Genomic DNA, 21688 nt, shown 5'->3' with positions numbered 1-21688 from the left:
CGCAAAAGCCCGCGTCGTCCTACATGCCCCGCGGCGCCGCGGCGCCAGCATGCGGCCATGTACTACGTGATCGAAGCGGTGCGCTGGGGCGAGGATGGCCACATCGCGCAGGTGCGCTGGCACACGGTGTCCTTCGACGGCGAACGCGTCCACCGCGGGGCTTCCACGGTGGCGCCGGTGGTGGACGCGGCGGAGGTCTGCAGGTCGAGCGAGGTACGGGTGTTCGTCGACGGCGACACCGGCCGGTTCTTCCGCATGAAGGCGTGCCCCGAGGGGATCGACGCGGAAGTGGACGACGCCGGCACGCCGCTGCGCAGCCGCATGGCGCACCTCCCGACCTTCTGAGGGCGGCTTGACGCGCGTCAAGGCGCCGGCGCCGCCCGGCGCCACACTGGGTCTGCGCGCTCGCCGCGTGGAGTACCACCATGAAGACCCAAGCTGCCACTCCCGTCCTCGCCGGCGCTCCCTTGCGCCAGTTCCGCGGCGCCCACTCCGGCATCCTGTCCGGCCTCGCCGGCCTGGAGCAACTGCCGGCGCTCGCCACGGCCGCGGAGCGCGCACGCGAGACGGCCGCGGCCACGCTGGACCTGTTCGACCGGGTCGTGCGCGGCCACCATGGCGACGAGGAGGAGACCTTGTTCGACGCCGTGCAGCGCAGCTGCCGCGGTGCGGAGGAGCGCCAGCAGGTGGAGGACTTCGTCGTGCTGCTGACGGCGCAGCACCGGCAGATCGAGGCGCTGTGGGACAAGCTGCGTCCGGCCGTCGTGCGCATTGCGGCCGGCAAGCCGGCGAACGAGCTGCTGTTCGGCGCGGAAGTCGATCGCCTGGTGAGCCTCTACGAGGAGCATGCGCATCGCGAGGAGGAGGGCTTCCTGCCGCTCGCGGACGCCATCCTGCGCCGCGACGGCAACCACATGGCCGCCCTCGACATCGCCCTGCACCTGCGGCACGCGCCGCTGCCCCGCGCCTACATCTGAGCGCGCATCCACTGCGCGGCGGCGAGCGCCAGCTCGTCGAGCACCTGCGCATCGGTGCGGCCGGAACGCACCAGCACGTGGAACGCATGGTCCGCGCCGTCGACGACGTGCAAGGTCGCGCGTGGCCGCAGCGGCTGCACGACTTCTTGCACGAGTGACAGGTCCGCCAGCGCATCGCGCGTGCCTTGCAGGAACAGCATGGCCACGTGTACGCCGTCCAGGTGCGCGGCGCGCGTGATCCCCGGCTTGCCGGCCGGATGCAAGGGAAAGCCCACGAAGACGAGCCCGCGCACGCCGGGCAGCGGTGACGCCGCCTGTGCCTGCGAACTCATGCGCGCACCGAAGGACTTGCCGCCGGCGAAGAGCGGCAAGCCTGGAAAGCGCTTCCCGGCCTCCTCGACCGCTGTGCGCACGGCCGCCTGCGCGACCGCGGGCGGATCGGGCCGCCGGCTGCCTTGCTGCATGAAGGGGAACTGGAACCGAAGCACCGCCACGCCTTGCGCGCACAGCCGCCCGGCCAGCGCGGCCAGGAAGGCGTGGTCCATCCCGGCGCCCGCGCCATGGGCAAGGACGTAGCACGCGTAAGGGGAGGGTGGGGAATCGAGAAGGGCGGCCAGCGGGCCGCCCTGGGGCGGGGAAAGGGCAAGGGATTGCTGGTTCACGGCGAGGTCGCGGGGCGGTGCGCCCCAGCGTACCTCAGTGCATCAGTGCATCAGCATCGCGCTTTCGATGGCGGGCGGCGACAGCTCGCGGCCGACCATCGCACGGGCGTAGAAGTAGTTGTTCCGGGCCCGCTCGCTCATCGCGTCGAGGTCGACGTGACCCTGGGGGTCGCACGGGAAGGCGTAGCCGCGGCCACTGTGGAACAGGGAACGGAAGCACAGCTGGTGGGCGTTGGCGCTGGACTGGTTCATGTCGCTACTCCTTGGACCGGGGGCACATCGCCCCTCCTGTGTGCCTTCATGATGGTCGACGCCCCGGGTTCCTTCGATCGGAACTGGCTGAATCGGGGGCAAGGACTCTTCCGATTCGCGGGGGGTCGTCCGCCGAGGCGGGATAGGAGCCGTCCTATGCCGGGTCAGCCGCAGGATGACCCAGCCATGCGCGTCTGGCTGGGCCATGCGTGCTACCACAAGGCGTCGGCCTGCGCCCACACGCGCCGCCCGAGGTGCCCGACGCCGGCACCGCGCCGGCTGGGTGAGCATGGAAGCCATACGCGAACAGGAGAATCCATGAACGACTCGAAACAGCACGAAGTGATCTGGGACCTCATCAAGGAACAGCGCTTCTGCATGCTGTCGCACCGCCACGCGGACGGCACGCTGCACTCGCACCCGCTGACCACGCAGAACAAGACGCTGGAAGAGGACGGCTGCCTGTACTTCTTCGTCTCGAAGTCCACCGAGGTGGGCCAGCGCCTGCAGCAGGACGGCAACGTGAACCTCGCCTACGCCAACCCCGACAAGGACACGTGGGTCTCCGTCACCGGCACCGCGCGCGTGCTGGACGACCTGGCGAAGAAGCAGGAGCTGTTCAACCCGATCGCCAAGGCCTGGTTCCCGGGCGGCCCGGAGGACCCGGACATGGAGCTCGTCGAGGTGAAGATCGACGAAGCCGAGTACTGGAACGTGAAGGAGAACAAGCTGCTGCAGATGCTCAAGATGGGCAAGGCAGCGGTGACCGGCAGCCGCCCGAAGAAGATGGGCGAGCACCAGGAAGTGCAGTTCAACTGATCACTTCGGCCCGGCGGCGACGCGGTCGTTGATCGACTGCAGGTACACGGTCACGTCGTCGATCTGCTCGTCGGTGAGTTCCTCGCCCCACGGCGGCATGAACTCCGAGCGGTTCATCGCCTTGCCGCCGCGGCGGACGATGAGCCGCATGTACGCCAGGTTCTTGTCGCTGGCGCGCAGGTTCGCGGGGCGCGGGTCGTACAGCCGCGCGGCACGGCCGTTGCCATCGGCGTTGGGCCCGTGGCAGGTCACGCAGTAGTTGAAGAACACGAGGCTGCCGCGGAACGCCTGCGCGTCCGGGCCGTCGCGCGCCAGCAGCGGCTTCGCGGTGGTGGCGACCACCTGCGCGTAGGCGCTGCTCAGTTGCGCCTGCGCGGGCGCAACGGCCAGCGCCGCGACCAGCGCGGCGAGCGAGGCAGCGGCCCTCACTTCACTTCCACCGTCATCTTCATGTCCGGGTGCACGGCGCACTCCACGTCGACGATGCCCTTCTTGTCCATCAGCACGGACTTGAACAGGCCCTGGCCGTAGGAGCCGAGGTCGAAGCTCTTGATGTCCGAGAGCGAGAACACGTTGTGCGCGAACGGGTCGTCGTTGACGAACTTCACCGAGTCGCCGGCCTGCACGGACAGCTTCTTCACCGAGAAGGTCTTGCCCTTCTGGCTCACGACGTGTTCGGCCGCGAGCGCCGGGCCGGCGGCGAGCGCCAGCAGCAGCACGCCGGCGCGGATGAGGGTCGAGCCCATGGAGGTCTCCTTGGTATTCGGGGTTTTCATGCCTGGAGGTTCGACAGGCGCTGGAGCAGCGCCGTGGAGGTCTGGGTGAGGGACGCGGACGTGCGGTCCAGCAGTTCCGCGTGCCGGTGGCCGTCGTCGAGCGCCGAGGCCAGCGCCTGCGACTCGCGGTCCATGGACTGCACGCGGTCCACCTGCCGCTGGAAGGTGTCGCGGAAGCCCTGCACTTCCTTGTGCATGCCGTCGGCCAGGGCCTGGTTGGAACGCGCGGAGGAGTCGAGGCCCGCGATGCGCGTGGCCCCCTGGTCCATCAGCACGCTGGTGGCCTGCACGGCCTCGGTGGTGGCCCCGAGCTGGCGGGTGATGTCTTCGCTGGCGCGGCGGATCTGCAGCGCGGCTTCGGCCGTGTCCTCCGAGAGCTTGCGCACCGAGCTGGCGATCACCGAGAAGCCCCGCCCGGCGCTGCCCGCGCGCGCGGCTTCCACCGCGGCATTGAGCGACAGCAGCCGCGTCGTGGCGGAGATCACCTCGATCTGGTCGGCGAAGCGCGCGATGTCGCTGCGGCTGCGCGCGAGCGCCTGCGTGGTCTCGAGCAGCTGGTGCAGCCGCGCGCTCGTCGCCTGGATCTGCTGCGCCACTTCGCCGGCTTCGTCCGCGTGCCGGCGCGACATGGATGCCGACGCATCGCAGGTGGCGCCGAGCTGGTCGACCTCCTGCAGGCAGCGCTCGGCCTCCTGCATCATCGCGTCCATCGTGGTCTGGCTGCGTTCCAGCAGCACGCGCAGCTGGCGGTTGGCGCCCTGCACGTCGGTGTTCACGCCATCGAGCTCCTGGCCACCGGCCTGCAGCTCGCGCGCGCTGTTCGCCACCTCTTCCAGCAGCTGTTCGACCGGCACGAAGCGGCGCATCAGGCGGCGGTAGAACAGCACGCCGGTCAGCGTGCTCAGGAGGGCGGCGACGAGCAGGCCGTAGAGGACGCGTTCGAACAGGGCCGATCGTTCCTGTGCGGCGACCTCGCGGCTCTCCGCTTCCTTCTGCAGGATGCTCGCCGACAGCGCGTCGATCTGCCTGAGCTGCTCCAGGATGGACTGGCGCGCCGCCGCCGCTTCGCTGCGCTGGCCCTTGCGCGCGAGCGTGATGACGTTGACGCGCGGGGCCTTCACGTCGTCGACGAGGCGGCCCATCTGCGCCACGTCCGTGCTGTGGGGCAGGGCGACGCGCAATGCATTCACCGCGTCTTCCAGGCGCGAGGCCGCGGCGATGGAGGCCACGGCCGCAGCGCGCACCTTGCCAGGGTCTTCCTCCGCCATGGTCTGGGAGAGCAGGCGGTCGACTTCCAGCACCGCGAGGCGCGCGTCGACGGCCGCGGCGGAGCGCGCTTCGTTCGCGCGCTCGGCGGCGGCCACCTGGCTGATCACCTGCCACATCGCGGTGGCGCTCGCGGCGGCCACCAGCACGACCAGCACGGTCATGGCGCTCGCGAACCAGGCCAGCTGCCGCTTCCACTGGCCGACGGCGCTGCGCCGCCGGACCCCGGGCGCGGCGGCCGGAGCCTCCGCTTCCGCAGGCGGCAGCAGCGGCGCGGCGATCACGCCCGACTTGATCATCCCTCCCTCCCGGCCGCGGGTTTCTTATTGCGGCAGTTTCGGCGCCACGAACGCGACGCTCTCGCCCGTCAGGGAGCGCATGAAGGCGACCAGGTCCTGCTTGTCCTGCTCGGTGAGGTTCAGCGGGCGCACGTCGGGCGACACGTTGCTGCGGTCGTCGCCGCCACGCACGTAGTGGTCGACCACGTCGCGCAGCGTGGCCGCGGAACCGTCGTGGTAGTAAGGCGCCGTCAGCTCGATGTCGCGCAGCGTCGGCGTCTTGAAGGCGCCCTTCATCGACGCGACCTTGCGGAAGGGGAAGCGCCCTTCGTCCTTGCCGGTGATGCCGATGTTGTGGAAGCCGTTGTCCGTGAAGTTCGGGCCGTTGTGGCAGGCCGCGCAGTTGCCCTTGGCGGGGTCGGCGAAGACCTTGTAGCCGCGGTACTGCTCGGGGGTCAGCGCCTTCGTGTCGCCCGCCACCCAGCGGTCGAAGGGCGAGTTGCGCGTGACGATCGTGCGCTCGAAGGCGGCGAGGGCCTTCGAGATCGACTCCTCGTTGATGGCTTCGCCGGGGTAGGCGGCGGCGAACATCTGGCGGTACCCGGGCATCTCGCGCACCTTGGCCGCGGACGTCGCGAACGCTGCCTTGCTCAGGTGGCGGTGCGGGCCGATGGCCTGCTCCTCCAGCGTGGTCTTGCGGCCGTCCCACATGTAGATGTTGTTGTAGGCCAGGTTGAGCATGGTGGGCGAGTGGCGGCCCAGGACGGTGCCGTCCGGCAGCACGGGCAGCTTGCGGCCATCCGTCCAGCCGAGGTGCGGCAGGTGGCAGGAGGCGCAGGACATCGCGCCGCTGTCGGAAAGGCGGTGGTCGAAGAACAGCGCCTTGCCCAGCTCGACGCGGGCCGGCGTGCTGCGGTTGTTCGCCGGTTGCGGGATTTCGGCGGGCAGGCGCCAGGCCTGCTCGGCTGGCGTCGGTGCCGGCACGGAAGAACCCAGGGTGGCGCAGGCAGCGAGCACCGCGGCGGCGGCGGCGCAGGTCAGCAGGCGGGCGGAAATGGCCATTCGATCTCTCCTCAACGAGCGCCGGCTTCGGCCGGGCAGGTCACAATTTAGGCGAGGATTGATACAAGTGGCAACAAGCCGTTAGGGGGGTTCCCTACCGCTCGGTAGGGCTGCTGCCGCCGCCGGTCGGGCGGGGGAAGTCTTGCGTTCTAACTCACGCAGCCAGGATGGGCGTCGCGGGGCCCTGGCCGTGCCGGCCTTCTTCGACCTGGAAGCGGGCGACGATGCGCAGCAGCGATTCCGCCTGGGTCGCGAGCGCGGCGGTGGCTTCCGCCGCTTCCTGCACCAGGGACGCGTTCTGCTGCACGCCCTGTTCCATCTCCGCGACCGCGGTGTTCACCTGCACGATGCCCGAGCTCTGCTCGCGGCTCGCGGCGGCGATCTCCTCGATCAGCAGGGCGACCTTGCGCACGGAGCCGACGATGTCCTGCATGGTCTCGCCCGTGGTCGTCACGAGCCGGTGCCCGGCTTCCACCTTGGCCACCGAGTCGCCGATCAGCGTCTTGATCTCGCGGGCGGCTTCGGCGCTGCGCTGCGCCAGCGTCCGCACTTCGGAGGCGACGACGGCGAAGCCGCGGCCCTGTTCGCCCGCGCGGGCCGCCTCGACGGCGGCGTTCAGGGCGAGCAGGTTGGTCTGGAAGGCGATCCCGTCGATCACGCTGCTGATTTCGCTGATGCGCCCGGCGGAATCGGAGATGCCGTCCATGGTGGCCACGACGTCGGAGACGAGCTGGCCGCCCCGCGTGGCCACTTCGGAGGCGGTGCGCGCGAGCTCGCTCGCCTCGCGCGCGGTTTCCGCGTTCTGGGCGACGGTGGAGGTCAGTTCCTCCATGGAGCTGGCCGTTTCCTCGAGCGTGCTGGCCTGGTGCTCGCTGCGCCACGCGAGGTCGCGGTGTCCCTGCGCCAGCCGCGCGCTGTTGGCGGCGACGGTGCGCGCGCTGCCGTTCACCTGGCGCACGAGCGAGGCCAGGTCGGCGGTCATGCGTTCCAGGCCGCGCAGCATCTTCTCGGTCTCGCCATAGGCACGCACGCTGACGCGCGCGGTGAGGTCGCCCTCGGCGACGCGGCCGATCACGTGGCTGGCGGCGCGCAGGTTGCCGACGATGCCGCTGCGGATGGACAGGCGCAGGACGAGCCCCGCGACGGTGAACGCGCCGATCAGGATCGCGGCGCCCACGCCAAACTGGTACCGGTCGGCCTCCGGAACGTAGCGCCATGCCAGCGCTGCCACCAGCAGCATGCCGGCGACGATCAAGGCCAGCATGAGATACAGCTTGGTGATGACGGTGAACCGCATCTTGCCCCCAACTTATGTGTACTTCTGCGGCAACACTGTGGCACAGCCATTGCCGGGCACCAAGCACGCAAGCGGCGACTCCGTGCATTCCTGCACAGCGCAGCGCTTGCTCACTCCAGGCAGTAGCTGCTCGCGCGACGGTGCGAGGCGCCCCAGGTGCGGTAGCCGGTGCGGTCGATGTGGATGCGGCCCGAGGGATAGCGGCTCACGCCCATGTCCCAGGCCTTGCCTTCCTCGCGCCAGAAGCGGCACAGGCGCGCCCCTTCGGGCTCGGGCAGCGGCGCGATGTCCACCGCGAAGCGCTGGTGCGAGCTGCCCGGCGCGCCGCCCGCGCATTTGTTGAGGCGCGGGTCGCGGTAGGCGGAGACCACTTCGAAGTCCAGCAGCACGCCGCGCTTGCGCAGCTCGCGCAGCAGCACCAGCAAGTCGCGGACCGCGGGCCATTCCACCGCGGGCGGCAGCTGGAAGGGCTCGGCACGGCACTCCTTCCACATCGACGCGCTGCGCAGGAGCTGGTAGGTCGGCACGACCGCGGCCACGTGCTCGCGGACGAGGAATTCCTCGAAGGCGTCGACTTCGGCCACGTGGGTGGCGCGCCAGTGCGTGAAGAGCACGGCGTCGCGCTCCCTGTCCGCGGAGGGGGCGCTCGCCGCCGGGGCGGCCGGAGCAGGAGCTTCGGGCGGCGCGGACGGTGCCGGTGCGGGCGGCGGCGGCGCGGGCGCGCGCGGGCTGCACGCGGCCAGCGCGGCCACCAGGGGCCACAGCAGCGCGAGGCGGCGCAGGTTCGTTCGCATGCGCGCAGCCTAGCGCAGCACCGCGCGCGCCGGGGGCTGCGACTGCCTCAACCGTCCAGGGGCAGCGCGAGCTCGAACACCACGCCGCCGCGTTCGTTGCGGCAGCGGACGGAGCCGCCCATCTTGGCCATGTAGGTGCGTGCGACGAACAGGCCCTGGCCGCGGCGGCCGCTCGCTTCGTCCGCCGCGCCTTCGCTCACGCCGTAGTCGAAGATGCGCCCGATCAGCGCTTCCGGAATGGGCTCGCCGACGTTGTGCACCGCGACCACGGCCTCGCCTTCGCCGGCGGCGAGGGACAGCGTGATCGGCGTGCCGGGGGCCCGGTGGCGCTGCGCGTTGCGCAGGATGTGGGTCACGACGTCTTCCAGCGAGAACGGGTCGGCGCGCACCGGCAGCGGCGTGCCCGGCCCGTCGTAGCGGACGTCGTCGATGCCGGCGTACGCCGCGTTCTCCGCCACCTCGCGCAGGAAGGCGTCCAGGTCCAGCGCGGAGAGCTCCAGCTGCGCGGCGGCCAAGGCCTCGCTCGGCGAGGCCTGCCCGTACAGCACGCGCACGGCCTGCTGCATGCGCTGCACGTAGCGGTGCGCGGGATCGGTCGGGTCGGGATGCAGCACCATCAGCGACTGCAGGGGCGACAGGATCTCGTGGCCCACCGCCTGCAGCATGTCGCGTTCGCGCTGGGCGCGGACCTGCTCGCGCTGCACGTCGCTCTTCACCCGCTGCAGCAGGTCGGACAGGCCGCCGGCCAGGATGCCCAGTTCGTCCCTGCCGCGCAGGTCGGACACGTCCAGCTGCACGATGCGCGCGTCGCCCGTGGGTTCCAGCTGCACGTTGTGCGACACGGCCGCGGCGCGCCGCGTCAGCACGGCGATGCGGCGGATCAGGCCGACCTCGATCACGATCCACGCGAGCGCGATCGCCGCCAGCATCGCCCCCACGTACCAGGACATGCGCGTGGCCACCACGCCCAGCCCGCGCGCGACGCCTTGCGCGTCGCCGGCCAGCCGCACCTCGTAGTTGCCCAGCGGCGTGCCGACGATCTCCTGCGCGGACACCGGCGCCGGCCGCGAGGTGACCGGCAGCCGGTCGATGAGCCGCAGGATCAGCGGCGAGGTGCGCTCCGCGCCGTCGCCCGGCGACTTCAGCACGGCGAGCGGCTGCGTGCTGCCCGCGCGGCGGATCGTGAGATCCTCGCCCGGTTGCAGCAGGCGGGCGAGGTCGTTGAGCGTCGCGGGCGGCACGGCGCCGGCCGCGTTGCTGTCGAACACCGTCGCGCCCCCCGGCGCGAACATCTGCAGGTGCACGCGGATGCGGTCCAGGTCCGGCGGCGGCCAGGCGGGCCGGCCGCTGCCCAGGGCGGCGCGGAAGCCTTCGACCGGCAGGCGGATCGCATACGAGATGCGGCGCAGGCAGTCCGGCGGCTCGCCGCCGGCGGAGCACGACGCGCTCTGCCAGACCCAGCCGCGGAAGTCCCGCAGCGGCGCCGCGGACTCGACCCATGGCGATCCCTCCGCGGGCGCCGCATAGGCGACGAGGCGACCGCGCACCAGCGGCTCGCCGCGCATGGACTGCCGTTCGAAGGGCGCGATCCAGCTGCGCACTTCGCCGCGCATCTCCAGGCGGATGCGCGCCAGGTGCACGTCGCCGAAGTTCGCCTCGCCCGGGTCGCGCCCCACCAGCTCGCCGCCCGTGAAGCTGCCCACGAGGTACAGGAAGCCGCCCGTGTACGCATTGCTCCCCACGCCGGCGCAGAGCGCGCTGTCGTCCGGGTAGATGGTGGAGCAGCCCGCGAGGTCCGCCGCCTGCAGCGCCTTGCCCGGATCGTCGAAGTCCAGCGCGGGGTAAGGCAGCACCAGCGGATGCAGCGGCACGACTTCCGCGGGCGGATAGGGATTGAGCAGCGCGAGCTGGCCCGCCGGCTGGCGCAGGCGCGCGAGCACGTCCGCCTGCGTCTTGCGGAAGTTCTGCTGGTAGTTGCGCAAGCTGCGCTCCTTCTCGTCCTGCAGGAGGACCACGGCGAGGGCGAGCGTGGCGAGCGCGAGCAGCAGGAACACGGCGCGGATGAGGATCCGGCGCCGGAACGACGCCAGGCCCAGGCGCGGCACTTCGAGCGCCAGTTCGCGCAGGGCCAGGTCGGGCAGCTTCATGCGCGCTTGCGCGGGGCCGGGTCCGTCCAGCGGAAGCCGCGCATGGGGACGTTCTCGATCGCCTCGAAGCCGGGGTCGACTTCGCGGAACGCGTCGCGGATGGTGGCCACGTGCTTGCGCACGTTGTCGCGGTTGCGGCCGCTCTTGACCACGTCGAACAGTTCCTCGTACGACACCACTTCCCCGCGGCGCTGGTAGAGCGTGGCGAGGATGCGCTGCGCGGTGAGCGGCAGGTTGATGCGCTCGCCGCGCCAGGTGGGCGTGCGCTGCCAGAGCGGGTCGAGCGCGAGCTCGCTCGCGGGCGGGGGCGCGGGTTCGTCCTGGGCGCGCCGCTCGCGCGCGACGCGCAGGATCTCGAGGAAGGTCTCGATGAAGTCCGCCTCCTCGAAGGTCGTCTTCTGCAGGTAGTCCCAGGCGTCCAGCGCCTTCATGATGCTGCGGTAGATCGCCGCCGGCATGGCGGACACCACCAGCACCGGCACGCCCGCGCGCCGCTTGTTGATCGCGTTGATCAGCGCCACGCCCGCATGGCGCTCGCGCCCGAGCTCGATGTCCAGCAGCACCACGTCGTAGGTTTCGCGCTCCAGCGCCGCCTCGGCGCTGTCCCGGTCGAACCACTGGTCGATGGTGATGCCGGGGCGGGCGGCGCGGATCCAGCCGGCGAGCTGGTTGCTGGTGGGCAGGTCGTCCTCGATGACGGCGACGCGGGTCATGCGGGCCATTATCGAATGCCCCGCGCGGGGCCCCCCGGAAGATTTCTTCCGGGGCGTGAACGAAGCCGCCCTGCCGCTGCATTGTTCCTTCGCGGGCCGCTTCGAAGAATGGCTTCCATCGTCACCAAGCAAGGAGAAGCACGATGAAGCCCCTGAGCACCCGCAGCGCCCTGGTCCGTTTCGCGCTCGTCGCCGCCGCTGCCGGCGCCGCCGCGTCCCTGTGGGCGCAGAACCGTCCCGAGCAGGGCCTGCTGCTGGACGCGCTGACCTGGCAGCAGGAAGTCGTCAGCGGCCACAGCGGCCCGTGGCCGTCCACCGGCTGGTACCGCATCGCCGCGCTCGAACAGGACATCGACGTGCGGGCCGTGAAGCCGACCGAGCGCCAGGCCATCCCCGCGGACGCGCTGTACTTCCGCCTGCCCGGCACGACGCTGAAGACGGGCCTGCGCCCCGGCCTGATGCACCTGGAGATGGTGCGTCCGCGTGACGACGACGCGGCCCGGCCCGGCCGCTACACCGTGCGTGTCGAGGAAGTCGATGCCAGCGTGCGCTACCAGATCGGCTACGCCGGCCACACCTACACCTACGTCGTCGGCCCCGCCGGCGCCAGCACCAGCGTCCGCGCGGTCGCGGACCTCGACGGCGACAGCCGCCCCGATTTCCTCGTCGATGTCGAGGGCCTCGCCACCTACCTGCTGCTGTCCACCAGGGCCCAGCCCGGCCTGAACCTGCCGACCGCCGAAATGCCGGCCGACGGCTGCTAGTCCCCACCCGAACCTTCCTGGAGAGAAGACATGCTGGCCCGACTGAATTCCATCGTCCGCGCGCTCCGCATCGGCCTGCAGCGCCGGTGGCGCCGCCCCGCGCAAGGCGAGATGCTGTTCGCCGAAGGCGCCCTGGCGCGGGTGCAGCAGGCGAAGCGCGCGATCGGCGTCGCCGCCGTGGTCGGCGCCGCCGGCTGGGTGCTGTTCACGCATCCGCCGCTGCGCACGGTGGGCGCGGGCGAAGTGGGCGTGCGCACGAACCTCGTCACCGGCGACGTCGTGCAGTGGCGCGACGGCAGCATCCTCGTGCTGCCCGGGCTGCACGAGGCGCAGGTCTTCACCGTGCGCGACCGCGTGTACCGCCCCGCGCAGATCGCCAGCGCATCGGGGCCGGCCCCGGTGCAGTCGGTGGAAGGGCTCTCCGTCGGCATCGACATGGCCGTGCGTTACGCGCTCGATGCCTCCCGCCTCCGCGCCACGGCGCGCAGCCTGCCCGCGGACCTGGATGCGGAGATCGTCGAGCCGGCGGTGCAGAACGTGGTCTACAAGGTGTTCGCCCGCTACACCGTGCGCGAGATCTTCTCGACGAAGCGGGTCGAGATCCAGCAGGCGATCGAGGCCGACCTGCGCCAGCGCCTCGCGGCCGACGGCGTGGCGCTCAAGGGCGTCCTGGTCGGCAAGGTGGACCTGCCGGCCGACTACAAGCGCGGCATGGAAGGCCTGCTCGCCGAGGAACTCGAGACCCAGAAGATGGAATACACGCTGCAGCTGAAGGACAAGCGCGTGAAGGAGACGGCGCTGGAGGCGTCGGCCGAGAAAGTCCGGCGCGAGCTGCGCGCGGAAGCAGCCGCACGCGAACAGGTGATCGCCGCGCGGGCGCAGGAAGAAGCGATGAAGCACGTGCTGCCCTTCAAGCAGCGGCAGGTGGAGCAGCGGCGCCTGGAAGCCCAGGCGGAGAAGGAAGCGCGCATGAAGGTGGCGGAAGGCAATGCCCAGGCGCGCCGCATCGAGGCCACGGGCGAGGCGGACGCGCGCAAGCGCCTGGCCGAAGCCGAGGCCTTCCGCATGGAGAAGGTGGGACAGGCGAACGCGGAGCAGATGGCCCGCGAAGGCGCGCTGCTCTCGCGCCACCCGCTCCTGATCCAGAAGACGCTGGCCGACAAGCTCTCGGACAAGGTGCAGGTGATCATCGCCCCGCCCGGCTCGGGCGGCGGCTTCCTGGCGGCCAACCTGCTGGGCGGCGGCGCCGGCGCACGCGAAGCCGGTCCGCAGCACGCGTCCGTCCGCGAGGAGGAATGAGCATGCTCGCGACCGTCCTCGCTGCCGCGAGCCTGGGCACCGCGATCGTCGCCACGGACCAGGCGGTGCTGCGCGCGTCGCCGCGCGATTCCGCCGCCGCGCAGGTGCAGCTCTGGCAGGGCGAAGCGCTGGAGGTCCGGGGCGAGCGCCTCGGCTACCTGCAGGTCTGGGACCACCAGCGCGAGCGCGGCGGCTACGTCCGCGCCGACCAAGTGCGGCGCGTGGCGCTCACGCCGGCCGAGGCGCCGGACCTGCTCGCGGTGCTGCGCTTCCTGCGGGAAGCCCCCGGCGCGGAGTCGCTGGGCATCGGCCTCGCGGCGGCGTGGGTGCAGGCGGCGCCGGCGGAGTCCGTGCGCGGGGCCGCGGGGGCGGAAGCGCTCGACGCGCTCGGCGTCTTCGCGCAGAGGCTGGCGCAGCGCGCGTCGGCTGGTGGCGCGGCGAGCAAGCAGGCGCAGCTCGCGTTGTCGGCGCACCTCGACGTCGCCGCGCGCTACGGCGTGAAGTTCGCGAGCTACGAGAGCGAAGGCCGCATGCGCATCTGCTACGACGGCGACGCGTTCCAGCGCGTGCTGGCGCTGCCTGCCAACGGCGAGCAGAAGGCGCGGGCGGCGCTGGCGCTGACACAGGCCGAATGCATGGATCCCGCGCTGCAACCCTTGCAGCGCCACAAGGCCAACCTCTGGCGCGCGGAGGTGCTGGACCGCGTGGAGATCGCCAACGTCCCGCCGCACGTGCGCAACCGCCTGCTGCTGCGGCGCGCCTCGGTGTGGAGCACGCTCGCGTACGAACAGGCGCGGCTCGGCGAGCCGGCGCACCTGGCGGCGCAGCGCGCGCTCGACGAACTGGCCATGGCCCGCAAGGAGGACCTCGCGGAAGAGGACCTCGCCGCGTGGAACGAAGCGGCCATGCGCGTGAACGCGTCGCGCTGGGCGGCGCTGCCGGGATCGGCCGTCGCCGCCGACGGCAAGCGGCCCTGGATCGTGACGCAGCCGGGCCAGCCCGGCGAAACCTGCGTGCTGCTGGTCGACGGGCAGCACGGCCCGTCGCAACCGCTGGCGCGACGCTGCACGTATGCGCTGGTCTGGCCGCAGTCCGCCACCCTCAACCGCGAAGGCAATGCGCTCGCGCTGGCCGTGCAGCCGATGGAAGCGTGGCGCGAGCTGTGGTTGTTCCGCCGGCAGGGCAAGCAATGGGCGATCGACGTGCTGCCACCGGCGACCTTCACGCCGCAGCTGGGCTACGCGGAGTTCGCCGGCTGGGTGCCCGGCGGGCAGCAGGTGCTGGTGGCGCGCGAGGCGCGCGGCGAGGGCAGGTATCGGCGCAGCTACGAGGTGGTGGGCCTGGACTCGCTGGCGACGCAGAAGCAGTCGCCGGAGGCGGGGGCACTGGGGCCGTTCCAGCGGTGGCAGGATCCGGCGTGGAAGAGGATGACGGTGTCGGTGCGGTGATGGTGGGGCGCTGGGGTTCGCTGCGCGAAACCCAGCCTACCAGCCGCGACGTCGGGTCTTCGTAGGCTGGGTTTCGCGAATGCGAACCCCAGCTTCGACTCTCATGCCGGCGCGCCGCTCGCAGCCGCCTTGGCCTTCGCCGCCCTCGCCCTCTTCACGTACTCCGGCAGGAAGCTCCTGCGACTGCGGTCCGCGAACGCCACGGTCACCTGCGTTGCCGTGGCTTCCTCGACCACGCCGCGGCCGTAGCGCCGCACTTCGACGAGGTCGCCGCGTGTGAACACCGGCGAGTCGCTCTCCTCGTGCGCTTCTTCCTCCGGCTCGGACTCCTTGCGCCGCAGCAGGTCTTCCACCACCGCTTCGTGCGCGGCGATGCGCCGGCAGTTGTCGCAGTGTTCGCAGCGCTCGAACGGGGCTTCGCCTTCCAGGTGTTCCAGCACCACGCGCCAGCGGCACTGCCCGGTCTGCGCATAGAAGACCATGCGCTCCAGCGCCTCGCGGTCCAGGTCGCGCTTGCGCCCGTAACCTTCGGTGAGTTCGCGCACGCGCGATCCCTTGGGCAGGCGGGCCGCGAGGCGCAGGCTGCCGTCGCGCGCCATGGCGACGATCCTGTCCTTGCGCAGCAGCCCGAGCGCGACCTGCAGCTTGGACTTCGGGCGGCCGACGCGCGCCTGCAGCAGCGGCAGCGTCCAGGCGCCGCCTTCGGCGGGCTTGTCCTTCAGCGCCTGCACGATCGCCTGCGCGTCTTCCTCGCCGGGATAGCGCCCGGCCATGAAGAACTGCTGGATCGCCTTGTCGCCGCGCAGGAAGAGCAGGGTGCACCGCGCTGTCCCGCCGTCGCGCCCGGCGCGTCCCGCTTCCTGGTAGTAAGCCTCCAGCGTCGCCGGCAACTGGTAGTGCAGCACGAAGCGGATGTCGGGCTTGTCGATGCCCAGGCCGAACGCATTGGTGGCGACCATCACGCGGCGCTCGCCGTCCATGAAGGCTTCCTGCGCCTGGGTGCGTTCCGCCGCGGGCAGCTTGCCGTGGTACAGCCCCACGGACTCGTCGGCTGCCAGCAGCGCCTCGTACACCGCCTGCGCTGCCTTCACGGTGGCGGTGTAGACGATGCCGCTGCCTTCGGTGGCCTTCACGAGCTTGAGCACCTGCGCCAGCTTGTCGGCCTCGCGTGCGACGGGCACCACGCGCAGGTCCAGGTTCGGCCGGTACGCGCTGGTGTTGACGACCCCGTCGCCGGGGATGCCGAGCTGCTGGCAGATGTCGCGCGCAATGTCCTCGGTGGCCGTCGCCGTCAGCGCCAGCACCACCGGATGGCCCAGGCGCGGCAGGGCATGCGCGATCTCCAGGAAGGCGGGCCGGAAGTCGTGCCCCCACTGCGAGATGCAGTGCGCCTCGTCGATCGCGAGCAGCGCCACGGGATGGGTCGTGAGCTTCTCCAGGAAGCCGGGCTCCGCCAGCCGCTCGGGCGTGGTCATGATGATGCGCGCGCTGCCGTCGGCCATGGCGGCTTCGGCGGCTTTCGCTTCCTCGCTGTCGATCGCGCTGTTCATCTGCACGGCGGCGATGCCCAGTTCGCGCAGCGACTCGCACTGGTCCTTCATCAGCGCGATGAGCGGCGACACCACGACCGTGCGGCCTTCCAGGATCAGGGCGGGCAGCTGGTAGCACAGCGACTTGCCGGCCCCCGTCGGCATGATCGCCAGCGTGGGCTGGTGCGCCAGCACGCGGTCGATCACGGCCAACTGGCCGGGGCGCAGGCGCGACAGGCCGAAGGTGTCGCGCAGGAGGGTCCGCACCTGCCGCGCGACGGCGGCCGGCGTGGCGCTGCGGGGCATGGGGTCAGCGGTCCTGGTCCGACGCGTCTTCGTCGGCCATGGCCTGCACGTCGTCGTTGTCCAGGTCGGTCATCTCCATGCCGTCGGGGTCGGCTTCGGGAAAACCTTCGTCGTCGGCGAGGTTCACGACGCGGTCGGGCCGGATGTCGCCGCCGATCTCCGCTTCGGCGCCGGCCACCGCGCCGCGGTCGCCCGTCTTGCCACTGTCGGTCGTGTCGTCGCTCGCCTCGAAGGTGCCGATCGTGTCGCTGCCCGAGTCCGTGTTGTCGCTCGGGCCCAGCAGGTCGGCTTCGCGGCCGCTCGGCTGCTGCGGCGCCACTTCGCCGCCCAGGATGCTGCTGTATGCCATCTCGTTCTCCTTCCGGGATCAGGATGGGGACAGTCTCCCGTGCGCGCCCGCAGCGGGGCGTCGGCTCCGGCACCACGGCCGTGTCGGACGCAGCCCTGCGGCGACCCCTCGCGTACAGTGCGCGCAAGGAGACACGATGAGCACCGCAGCTTCCCCGGCCCCCGCGGGCCTGCCGCCGTTCCGCACCATTCCCGACCTCGTGCGCGAGCACGCACGGGCCAGGCCCCGCCACGCCGCGGTGCGCCAGGGCGGCGCCTGCCTCAGCTGGTCGGAACTCGACGCGCTGGCCGACCGCATCGCGGTGCGGCTGCAGGGGCTGGGCTGCCAGCCGCGCGAGAGCATCGCGATCTGCGGCGCGAATTCGCTGCCGTACGTGGCGTTGTTCCTCGGCGGCTTGCGCGCCGGGCTCGCCGTCGCGCCGCTGCCCACCGGCACGACCGTCGAACAGCTGGCGGGCATGGTTCGGGACAGCGGTGCGCGGCTCTTCTTCGCGGACGGCAGCGTTCCTGCCGTCGACGTGCCGGTGCCCCGCATCCGCATGGACACCGCCGAATTCGAAACGTGGCTCGGCGATGCCGCGGGCGCGCCGCAGCCGGTCGCGATCCGGCCGGAGTGGCCCTTCAACATCATCTATTCCTCCGGCACCACGGGCACGCCCAAGGGCATCGTGCAGCCGCACGGGATGCGCTGGGCCCACGTCGCCCGCGGGGAGAACTACGGCTACGGCCCGGACACGGTCGCCCTGGTCGCCACCTCCTTGTGCTCCAACACCACGCTGGTCTCGGTATTCCCCGCGCTGGCCAAGGGCGGCACGGTGGTGCTCACGGAAGGGCGCTTCGACCCGCAGCGCTACCTGGCGCTGGCGCAGGAGGTGCGTGCCACGCATGCGATGCTGGTGCCCGTGCAGTACCAGCGGCTCATGGCCGTGCCCGATTTCGCGCGGCACGACCTGTCGTCCTTCCGCATGAAGTTCTGCACCAGCGCGCCCTTCGGCGCGAAGCTCAAGGCGGACGTGCTCGCGCGCTGGCCGGGCGGCCTGGTGGAGTACTACGGGATGACCGAAGGCGGCGGCACCTGCATCCTGGAAGCGCACAAGTTCCCGGAGAAGCTGCACACGGTCGGCCGACCCGCGGAAGGACACGACATCCGCCTGATCGACGAGGACGGCCGCGAACTGCCGCGCGGCGAGATCGGCGAAGTGGTCGGCCGCTCGGGCGCGATGATGACCGGCTACCACCACCAGCCGGGCAAGACGCGCGAAGCGGAGTGGTACGACCTGCAGGGCAACCGCTTCATCCGCACCGGCGACGTCGGGCGCTTCGACGGGGACGGCTTCCTCATGCTGATGGACCGCCGCAAGGACATGGTGATCAGCGGCGGGTTCAACATCTACCCGAGCGACCTGGAGGCCGTGCTGCGCGGCCATCCCGGCGTGCAGGACGCCGCGGTGGTCGGCGTGCCTTCCGAGGAATGGGGCGAGTCGCCGGTGGCCTTCGTCGTCGCGTCCGCCGGCGCGCCGGCGGCCGAAGCGCTCCGCACCTGGGCGAACGAACGCCTCGGCAAGACGCAGCGCCTCGTCGACCTGCGCTACGTGGACGAACTGCCCCGCAGCGACATCGGCAAGGTGCTCAAGAGGCAGCTGCGCGAAAGTTACCGGCCCGGCTGACCTTGCCCGGCAGGAAGCTGCCGGGGCAATCACAGCCTTGACAATATTTGCCTAGGCAAGTATTATCCGGGCCCTCATGAGCCGAAGCAGCCGCGCCATCACCTTCTACAAGCCGGAGACCTACCAGCCCGACGAGAGCGCGGCGTATCTGATGCGCCAGATCCTCAGCCTGGCCACGTCGCAGATCGACAAGGCGCTGGAGCCTGCCGGCCTCACCAACGCGCAGTGGGTGCCGCTGGTCAAGCTGCACATGGGCCAGGCCTCCACCGTGGCGGAGCTGGCGCGCGAATGCAAGCTCGACGCGGGCGCGATGACGCGCACGCTCGACCGCCTGGAGGCCAAGGGGCTGGTCGCGCGCGTGCGCTCCTCCGAAGACCGCCGCGTGGTGAACCTCGAGCTCACGCGCGAGGGCCGCGAGGCCGCCAAGGAGATCCCCGCGGTGCTGTGCGACGTGCAGAACGCCTTCCTCCAGGGGCTCACGGTCGCCGAGTGGACGCAGCTCAAGGACCTGCTGCGCCGCATCCTCGCCAACGGCCAGGCGCTGCAGGCCGAAACCCAAGGACAGGAATGAACACACGATCGCACGGCCGGCCGCTCGCCGGCCTCGCTGCCGCCCTGCTGCTCGCGGGTTGCGCCAACATGAAGGGCATCGCACCCGAGGCCACGCTGCGGACCCCGCCCGTGCCGAGCGTCGCCGCCACCGAAGTGGCCCCGCTCGCCGCCGACTGGTGGAAGGACTTCGGCGACCCTCAACTCGACCGCCTGATCGAACAGGCGCTGCGCGACAGCCCCAATCTCGGCGTCGCCCGCGCCCGCCTGCGCCGCGCGCAGGCCGCCACCGAGGCCGCGGATGCGAGCCGCTACCCGCAGGTGAACGGTGCGCTGGACATCACGCGCCAGCGCTTCAGCGAGAACAGCCTCTATCCCAAGCCGCTCGCCGGCTCCATCCAGGACACGGGCACGCTGCAGGCGAACGCGAACTGGGAGATCGACTTCTTCGGCAAAAACGAAGCGGCGCTGCAGGCGGCCCTGGGCGGCGCGCGTGCCGCGGATGCGGACGTTGCGGCTGCGCGCGTCGTGCTGGCCAGCAACGTGGCGCGCACCTACTTCCAGCTCGCCCGCTTGCAGGAACAGCTCGTGGTCGCGCGCCGCACGTTGCAGCAGCGCGAGCAGCAACTGCAGCTGGTGCAGCAGCGCGTGAGCGCCGGCCTCGACACCACGCTGGAACAGCGCCAGAGCGAAGGTGCGATCCCCGAAGCGCGCCAGCAGATCGAGGCGCTGCAGGAGCAGGCGCAGACCACGCGCAACGCGCTGGCCGCGCTCGTCGCTTCGCAGGACGTGCCTGCCGTGGGCCAGCTCCCCGCCTTGCGCACCGTGCGCGCCGGAACGACGCTGCCCGCGCTTCCCGCCGACCTGCTCGCCCGCCGCCCCGACGTGAACGCCGCCCGCTGGCGCGTCGAAGCCGCGTCGCAGGACGTGAAGTCGGCGCAGGCGCAGTTCTATCCCAACGTCAACCTCACCGCCTTCCTCGGCCTCTCCACGCTCGGCCTCGGCAAGCTGCTGGACCTGGGCAGCACGCAATGGGGCGTGGGCCCGGCGATCCGCCTGCCGATCTTCGACGCCGGCCGCCTGCGCGCCAACCTGAAGGGCCGCACCGCCGACCTCGACTCGGCGATCGAGAGCTACAACGGCGCCGTGCTGGAAGCCTTCCACGAAGCCGGCGATGCCGTGGCCGCCGTGCAGTCCGTCGAGCGCCAGCAGGCCGAACAGCGCCAGGCCGAAGCGGCCGCCGAAGGCGCCTACGACATCGCCGTGCAGCGCTACCGCGCCGGCCTCGGCACCTTCCTGAACGTGCTGAGCGCGGAAAACGCCGTGCTGGCGCAGCGCCGCCTCGGCGTGGATCTCGCGGCGCGGGCGCTGGACGCACGCGTCGCCCTCTACCGCGCCCTGGGCGGCGGCTATTCCGCCACCGCCGAGAACGTCGCGGCGCACTGAACACCTCGCAAAGAAGACCTACACCATGAGCGAACAACAACATCCCGCCGCCGTCCCCGCGCTGCAGGGCCGCAACACCAAGCGCCGCAAGGCCCTGACGGCGCTGGCCGCGATGGTCGTGGTCGGCGGCGTCGCGTGGGGCGCCTGGGAGTGGCTGGTGGCCAGCCACTACGAGAGCACCGACAACGCCTACGTGCAGGGCAACGTCATCCAGATCACGCCGCAAGTCGGCGGCACGGTGATGTCCATCCACGCGGACGACACCGACTTCGTGAAGGCTGGCCAGCCGCTGGTGAAGCTCGATCCCGCCGATGCGAAGGTGGCGCTGGAGCAGGCCGAGGCCGCCCTGGGCCAGACGGTGCGCCAGGTGCGCACGCTGTACGCGAACAACGGTTCGCTCGCCGCGCAGGTGACGCTGCGCCAGGCCGACGTCGCCAAGGCGCAGTCCGAGGTGACGCGCGCCAGCGACGACTACAACCGGCGCGCCTCGCTGGTGGGCAACGGCGCCGTCTCGCGCGAGGAACTGAACCACGCGCAGACGCAGCTCAGTGCCGCGCGCAGCAACCTCACGGCGGCGCAGGCCGCGATGGTGGGCGCGCGCGAGCAGCTCGCGAGCAACCAGGCGATGACCGCCGGCACCGACGTGGAGCAGCACCCGCAGGTGCAGGCCGCCGCGGCGAAGGTGCGCGAAGCCTGGCTCGCCTACCAGCGCGCCGTGCTGGTCGCTCCCGTCGACGGCTACGTCGCCAAGCGCACCGTGCAGCTGGGCCAGCGCATCCAGGCGGGCGCGCCGCTGCTGTCCATCATCCCGCTGAACCAGGTGTGGGTGGATGCGAACTTCAAGGAAGTGCAGCTGCGCAAGATCCGCCTCGGCCAACCCGTGACGCTGACCGCCGACATCTACGGCAAGCGCGTGGAATACAAGGGCACCGTCGCCGGCCTGGGCGTCGGCACGGGCGCGGCGTTCTCGCTGCTGCCGGCGCAGAACGCCACGGGCAACTGGATCAAGGTCGTGCAGCGCGTGCCGGTGCGCGTGGCGCTGGATGCGCAGCAACTCAAGGAGCACCCGCTGCGCGTCGGTCTCTCCATGGAGGCCACCGTCGACATCAGCCGGCAGGAAGGCAAGACCCTCGCGGACGCCCCGCGCGCTTCCGCGATCGCCCAGACGCAGGTCTTCGAGACCCAGGACGATGGCGCCGACGCCGAAGTGCGCCGCGTCATCGCGATGAACAGCGGGGCCGCCAACCTGCGCGCCCACGGCGCGATGGCGTCCTCGCGGCACTGATCGC

The 21688-nt window shown here is 71.4% G+C and carries 22 protein-coding genes; 10 read left to right on the top strand and 12 right to left on the bottom strand.

What is annotated here, in order from left to right:
- Window positions 1–57: 57 nt before the first annotated feature.
- Window positions 58–345, top strand: a complete 288-nt coding sequence (locus tag H8N03_RS13860) for a hypothetical protein (protein WP_187076772.1) — start codon at window positions 58–60, stop codon at window positions 343–345.
- 80 nt (window positions 346–425) lie between these two features.
- The gene (locus H8N03_RS13855) at window positions 426–977 is read left to right on the top strand and encodes a hemerythrin domain-containing protein (protein ID WP_187076771.1); all 552 of its coding nucleotides are present in this window, start codon (window positions 426–428) and stop codon (window positions 975–977) included.
- On the opposite strand, the gene H8N03_RS13850 is transcribed toward H8N03_RS13855, so the two are convergent.
- Together H8N03_RS13850 and H8N03_RS13845 are read right to left on the bottom strand one after the other, a co-directional pair.
- Window positions 968–1639 (bottom strand): alpha/beta hydrolase family protein, encoded by a 672-nt coding sequence (locus H8N03_RS13850; RefSeq protein ID WP_354005122.1) that lies wholly within the window; start codon window positions 1637–1639, stop codon window positions 968–970. The two genes, H8N03_RS13855 and H8N03_RS13850, sit on opposite strands and share 10 nt — an antisense overlap.
- 42 nt (window positions 1640–1681) lie before the next feature.
- Complete coding sequence (locus tag H8N03_RS13845; protein ID WP_187076770.1) at window positions 1682–1891, bottom strand: hypothetical protein; 210 nt, start codon at window positions 1889–1891, stop codon at window positions 1682–1684.
- A gap of 318 nt (window positions 1892–2209) precedes the next feature.
- On the opposite strand from H8N03_RS13845, the gene H8N03_RS13840 reads away from it, so the two are divergent.
- On the top strand, window positions 2210–2710 hold the full coding sequence (locus H8N03_RS13840) for a pyridoxamine 5'-phosphate oxidase family protein (protein ID WP_187076769.1): 501 nt from the start codon (window positions 2210–2212) through the stop codon (window positions 2708–2710).
- On the opposite strand, the gene H8N03_RS13835 is transcribed toward H8N03_RS13840, so the two are convergent.
- The 8 genes from H8N03_RS13835 to H8N03_RS13800 all read right to left on the bottom strand — a co-directional run bounded on the left by H8N03_RS13835 (window position 2711) and on the right by H8N03_RS13800 (window position 11043).
- On the bottom strand, window positions 2711–3139 hold the full coding sequence (locus tag H8N03_RS13835; RefSeq protein ID WP_222622979.1) for a c-type cytochrome: 429 nt from the start codon (window positions 3137–3139) through the stop codon (window positions 2711–2713).
- Complete coding sequence (locus H8N03_RS13830; RefSeq protein WP_222622978.1) at window positions 3136–3456, bottom strand: plastocyanin/azurin family copper-binding protein; 321 nt, start codon at window positions 3454–3456, stop codon at window positions 3136–3138. Before H8N03_RS13830 ends, H8N03_RS13835 begins: the two co-directional genes overlap by 4 nt.
- A 26-nt stretch (window positions 3457–3482) precedes the next feature.
- On the bottom strand, window positions 3483–5051 hold the full coding sequence (locus tag H8N03_RS13825) for a methyl-accepting chemotaxis protein (protein ID WP_187076768.1): 1569 nt from the start codon (window positions 5049–5051) through the stop codon (window positions 3483–3485).
- Window positions 5052–5075: 24 nt separating this feature from the next.
- Window positions 5076–6092, bottom strand: a complete 1017-nt coding sequence (locus H8N03_RS13820) for a cytochrome-c peroxidase (RefSeq protein ID WP_187076767.1) — start codon at window positions 6090–6092, stop codon at window positions 5076–5078.
- Window positions 6093–6246: 154 nt separating this feature from the next.
- The gene (locus tag H8N03_RS13815) at window positions 6247–7389 is read right to left on the bottom strand and encodes a methyl-accepting chemotaxis protein (protein ID WP_222622977.1); all 1143 of its coding nucleotides are present in this window, start codon (window positions 7387–7389) and stop codon (window positions 6247–6249) included.
- A gap of 110 nt (window positions 7390–7499) precedes the next feature.
- Entirely contained in the window at window positions 7500–8183 is a 684-nt protein-coding gene (locus H8N03_RS13810) for a D-Ala-D-Ala carboxypeptidase family metallohydrolase (RefSeq protein WP_187076766.1), read from the bottom strand.
- Window positions 8184–8230: 47 nt separating this feature from the next.
- Window positions 8231–10330, bottom strand: a complete 2100-nt coding sequence (locus H8N03_RS13805; RefSeq protein WP_187076765.1) for a sensor histidine kinase — start codon at window positions 10328–10330, stop codon at window positions 8231–8233.
- A complete protein-coding gene (locus H8N03_RS13800; protein WP_187076764.1) occupies window positions 10327–11043 on the bottom strand; it encodes a response regulator transcription factor in 717 nt (238 codons plus the stop codon). The genes H8N03_RS13805 and H8N03_RS13800 overlap by 4 nt, the downstream gene beginning before the upstream one ends.
- A 143-nt stretch (window positions 11044–11186) precedes the next feature.
- Here H8N03_RS13800 and H8N03_RS13795 point away from each other — a divergent pair, with 143 nt between their 5' ends.
- The 3 genes from H8N03_RS13795 to H8N03_RS13785 are packed head-to-tail and all read left to right on the top strand — an operon-like array spanning window position 11187 to window position 14554.
- Complete coding sequence (locus H8N03_RS13795; protein ID WP_187076763.1) at window positions 11187–11807, top strand: hypothetical protein; 621 nt, start codon at window positions 11187–11189, stop codon at window positions 11805–11807.
- A 30-nt stretch (window positions 11808–11837) separates the two neighbouring features.
- Window positions 11838–13106, top strand: a complete 1269-nt coding sequence (locus tag H8N03_RS13790; RefSeq protein ID WP_187076762.1) for an SPFH domain-containing protein — start codon at window positions 11838–11840, stop codon at window positions 13104–13106.
- Window positions 13103–14554 (top strand): hypothetical protein, encoded by a 1452-nt coding sequence (locus tag H8N03_RS13785; protein ID WP_187076761.1) that lies wholly within the window; start codon window positions 13103–13105, stop codon window positions 14552–14554. Before H8N03_RS13790 ends, H8N03_RS13785 begins: the two co-directional genes overlap by 4 nt.
- Window positions 14555–14655: 101 nt before the next feature.
- Here H8N03_RS13785 and H8N03_RS13780 read toward each other — a convergent pair whose 3' ends face one another.
- Together H8N03_RS13780 and H8N03_RS13775 are read right to left on the bottom strand one after the other, a co-directional pair.
- On the bottom strand, window positions 14656–16389 hold the full coding sequence (locus H8N03_RS13780; RefSeq protein ID WP_187076760.1) for a RecQ family ATP-dependent DNA helicase: 1734 nt from the start codon (window positions 16387–16389) through the stop codon (window positions 14656–14658).
- 4 nt (window positions 16390–16393) lie between these two features.
- Window positions 16394–16738, bottom strand: a complete 345-nt coding sequence (locus H8N03_RS13775) for a hypothetical protein (RefSeq protein ID WP_187076759.1) — start codon at window positions 16736–16738, stop codon at window positions 16394–16396.
- A 136-nt stretch (window positions 16739–16874) separates the two neighbouring features.
- Between H8N03_RS13775 and H8N03_RS13770 the strand changes: the two genes are divergently transcribed.
- From H8N03_RS13770 to H8N03_RS13755, 4 genes are all read left to right on the top strand, one after another.
- Window positions 16875–18404, top strand: a complete 1530-nt coding sequence (locus H8N03_RS13770) for a class I adenylate-forming enzyme family protein (protein ID WP_187076758.1) — start codon at window positions 16875–16877, stop codon at window positions 18402–18404.
- Between the two features lie 76 nt (window positions 18405–18480).
- Window positions 18481–18975 (top strand): MarR family winged helix-turn-helix transcriptional regulator, encoded by a 495-nt coding sequence (locus H8N03_RS13765; protein WP_255428206.1) that lies wholly within the window; start codon window positions 18481–18483, stop codon window positions 18973–18975.
- Entirely contained in the window at window positions 18972–20399 is a 1428-nt protein-coding gene (locus tag H8N03_RS13760; protein WP_187076757.1) for an efflux transporter outer membrane subunit, read from the top strand. Before H8N03_RS13765 ends, H8N03_RS13760 begins: the two co-directional genes overlap by 4 nt.
- A gap of 25 nt (window positions 20400–20424) precedes the next feature.
- Complete coding sequence (locus H8N03_RS13755) at window positions 20425–21684, top strand: HlyD family secretion protein (RefSeq protein WP_187076756.1); 1260 nt, start codon at window positions 20425–20427, stop codon at window positions 21682–21684.
- Window positions 21685–21688 lie beyond the last annotated feature (4 nt).

This window comes from Ramlibacter cellulosilyticus, assembly GCF_014297465.1.
GTDB lineage: Bacteria > Pseudomonadota > Gammaproteobacteria > Burkholderiales > Burkholderiaceae_C > Ramlibacter > Ramlibacter cellulosilyticus.
This window is presented reverse-complemented; position numbering and strand designations above follow the sequence as displayed.

Bases quoted from the DNA above. Each gene is read 5' to 3' on its own strand.
- H8N03_RS13860 (WP_187076772.1), top strand. From the start codon at position 58: ATGTACTACGTGATCGAAGCGGTGCGCTGGGGCGAGGATGGCCACATC.
- H8N03_RS13855 (WP_187076771.1), top strand. From the start codon at position 426: ATGAAGACCCAAGCTGCCACTCCCGTCCTCGCCGGCGCTCCCTTGCGC.
- H8N03_RS13845 (WP_187076770.1), bottom strand. From the start codon at position 1,891: ATGAACCAGTCCAGCGCCAACGCCCACCAGCTGTGCTTCCGTTCCCTG.
- H8N03_RS13840 (WP_187076769.1), top strand. From the start codon at position 2,210: ATGAACGACTCGAAACAGCACGAAGTGATCTGGGACCTCATCAAGGAA.
- H8N03_RS13830 (WP_222622978.1), bottom strand. From the start codon at position 3,456: ATGGGCTCGACCCTCATCCGCGCCGGCGTGCTGCTGCTGGCGCTCGCC.
- H8N03_RS13825 (WP_187076768.1), bottom strand. From the start codon at position 5,051: ATGATCAAGTCGGGCGTGATCGCCGCGCCGCTGCTGCCGCCTGCGGAA.
- H8N03_RS13820 (WP_187076767.1), bottom strand. From the start codon at position 6,092: ATGGCCATTTCCGCCCGCCTGCTGACCTGCGCCGCCGCCGCCGCGGTG.
- H8N03_RS13815 (WP_222622977.1), bottom strand. From the start codon at position 7,389: ATGCGGTTCACCGTCATCACCAAGCTGTATCTCATGCTGGCCTTGATC.
- H8N03_RS13810 (WP_187076766.1), bottom strand. From the start codon at position 8,183: ATGCGAACGAACCTGCGCCGCCTCGCGCTGCTGTGGCCCCTGGTGGCC.
- H8N03_RS13805 (WP_187076765.1), bottom strand. From the start codon at position 10,330: ATGAAGCTGCCCGACCTGGCCCTGCGCGAACTGGCGCTCGAAGTGCCG.
- H8N03_RS13800 (WP_187076764.1), bottom strand. From the start codon at position 11,043: ATGACCCGCGTCGCCGTCATCGAGGACGACCTGCCCACCAGCAACCAG.
- H8N03_RS13795 (WP_187076763.1), top strand. From the start codon at position 11,187: ATGAAGCCCCTGAGCACCCGCAGCGCCCTGGTCCGTTTCGCGCTCGTC.
- H8N03_RS13790 (WP_187076762.1), top strand. From the start codon at position 11,838: ATGCTGGCCCGACTGAATTCCATCGTCCGCGCGCTCCGCATCGGCCTG.
- H8N03_RS13785 (WP_187076761.1), top strand. From the start codon at position 13,103: ATGAGCATGCTCGCGACCGTCCTCGCTGCCGCGAGCCTGGGCACCGCG.
- H8N03_RS13780 (WP_187076760.1), bottom strand. From the start codon at position 16,389: ATGCCCCGCAGCGCCACGCCGGCCGCCGTCGCGCGGCAGGTGCGGACC.
- H8N03_RS13775 (WP_187076759.1), bottom strand. From the start codon at position 16,738: ATGGCATACAGCAGCATCCTGGGCGGCGAAGTGGCGCCGCAGCAGCCG.
- H8N03_RS13770 (WP_187076758.1), top strand. From the start codon at position 16,875: ATGAGCACCGCAGCTTCCCCGGCCCCCGCGGGCCTGCCGCCGTTCCGC.
- H8N03_RS13765 (WP_255428206.1), top strand. From the start codon at position 18,481: ATGAGCCGAAGCAGCCGCGCCATCACCTTCTACAAGCCGGAGACCTAC.
- H8N03_RS13760 (WP_187076757.1), top strand. From the start codon at position 18,972: ATGAACACACGATCGCACGGCCGGCCGCTCGCCGGCCTCGCTGCCGCC.
- H8N03_RS13755 (WP_187076756.1), top strand. From the start codon at position 20,425: ATGAGCGAACAACAACATCCCGCCGCCGTCCCCGCGCTGCAGGGCCGC.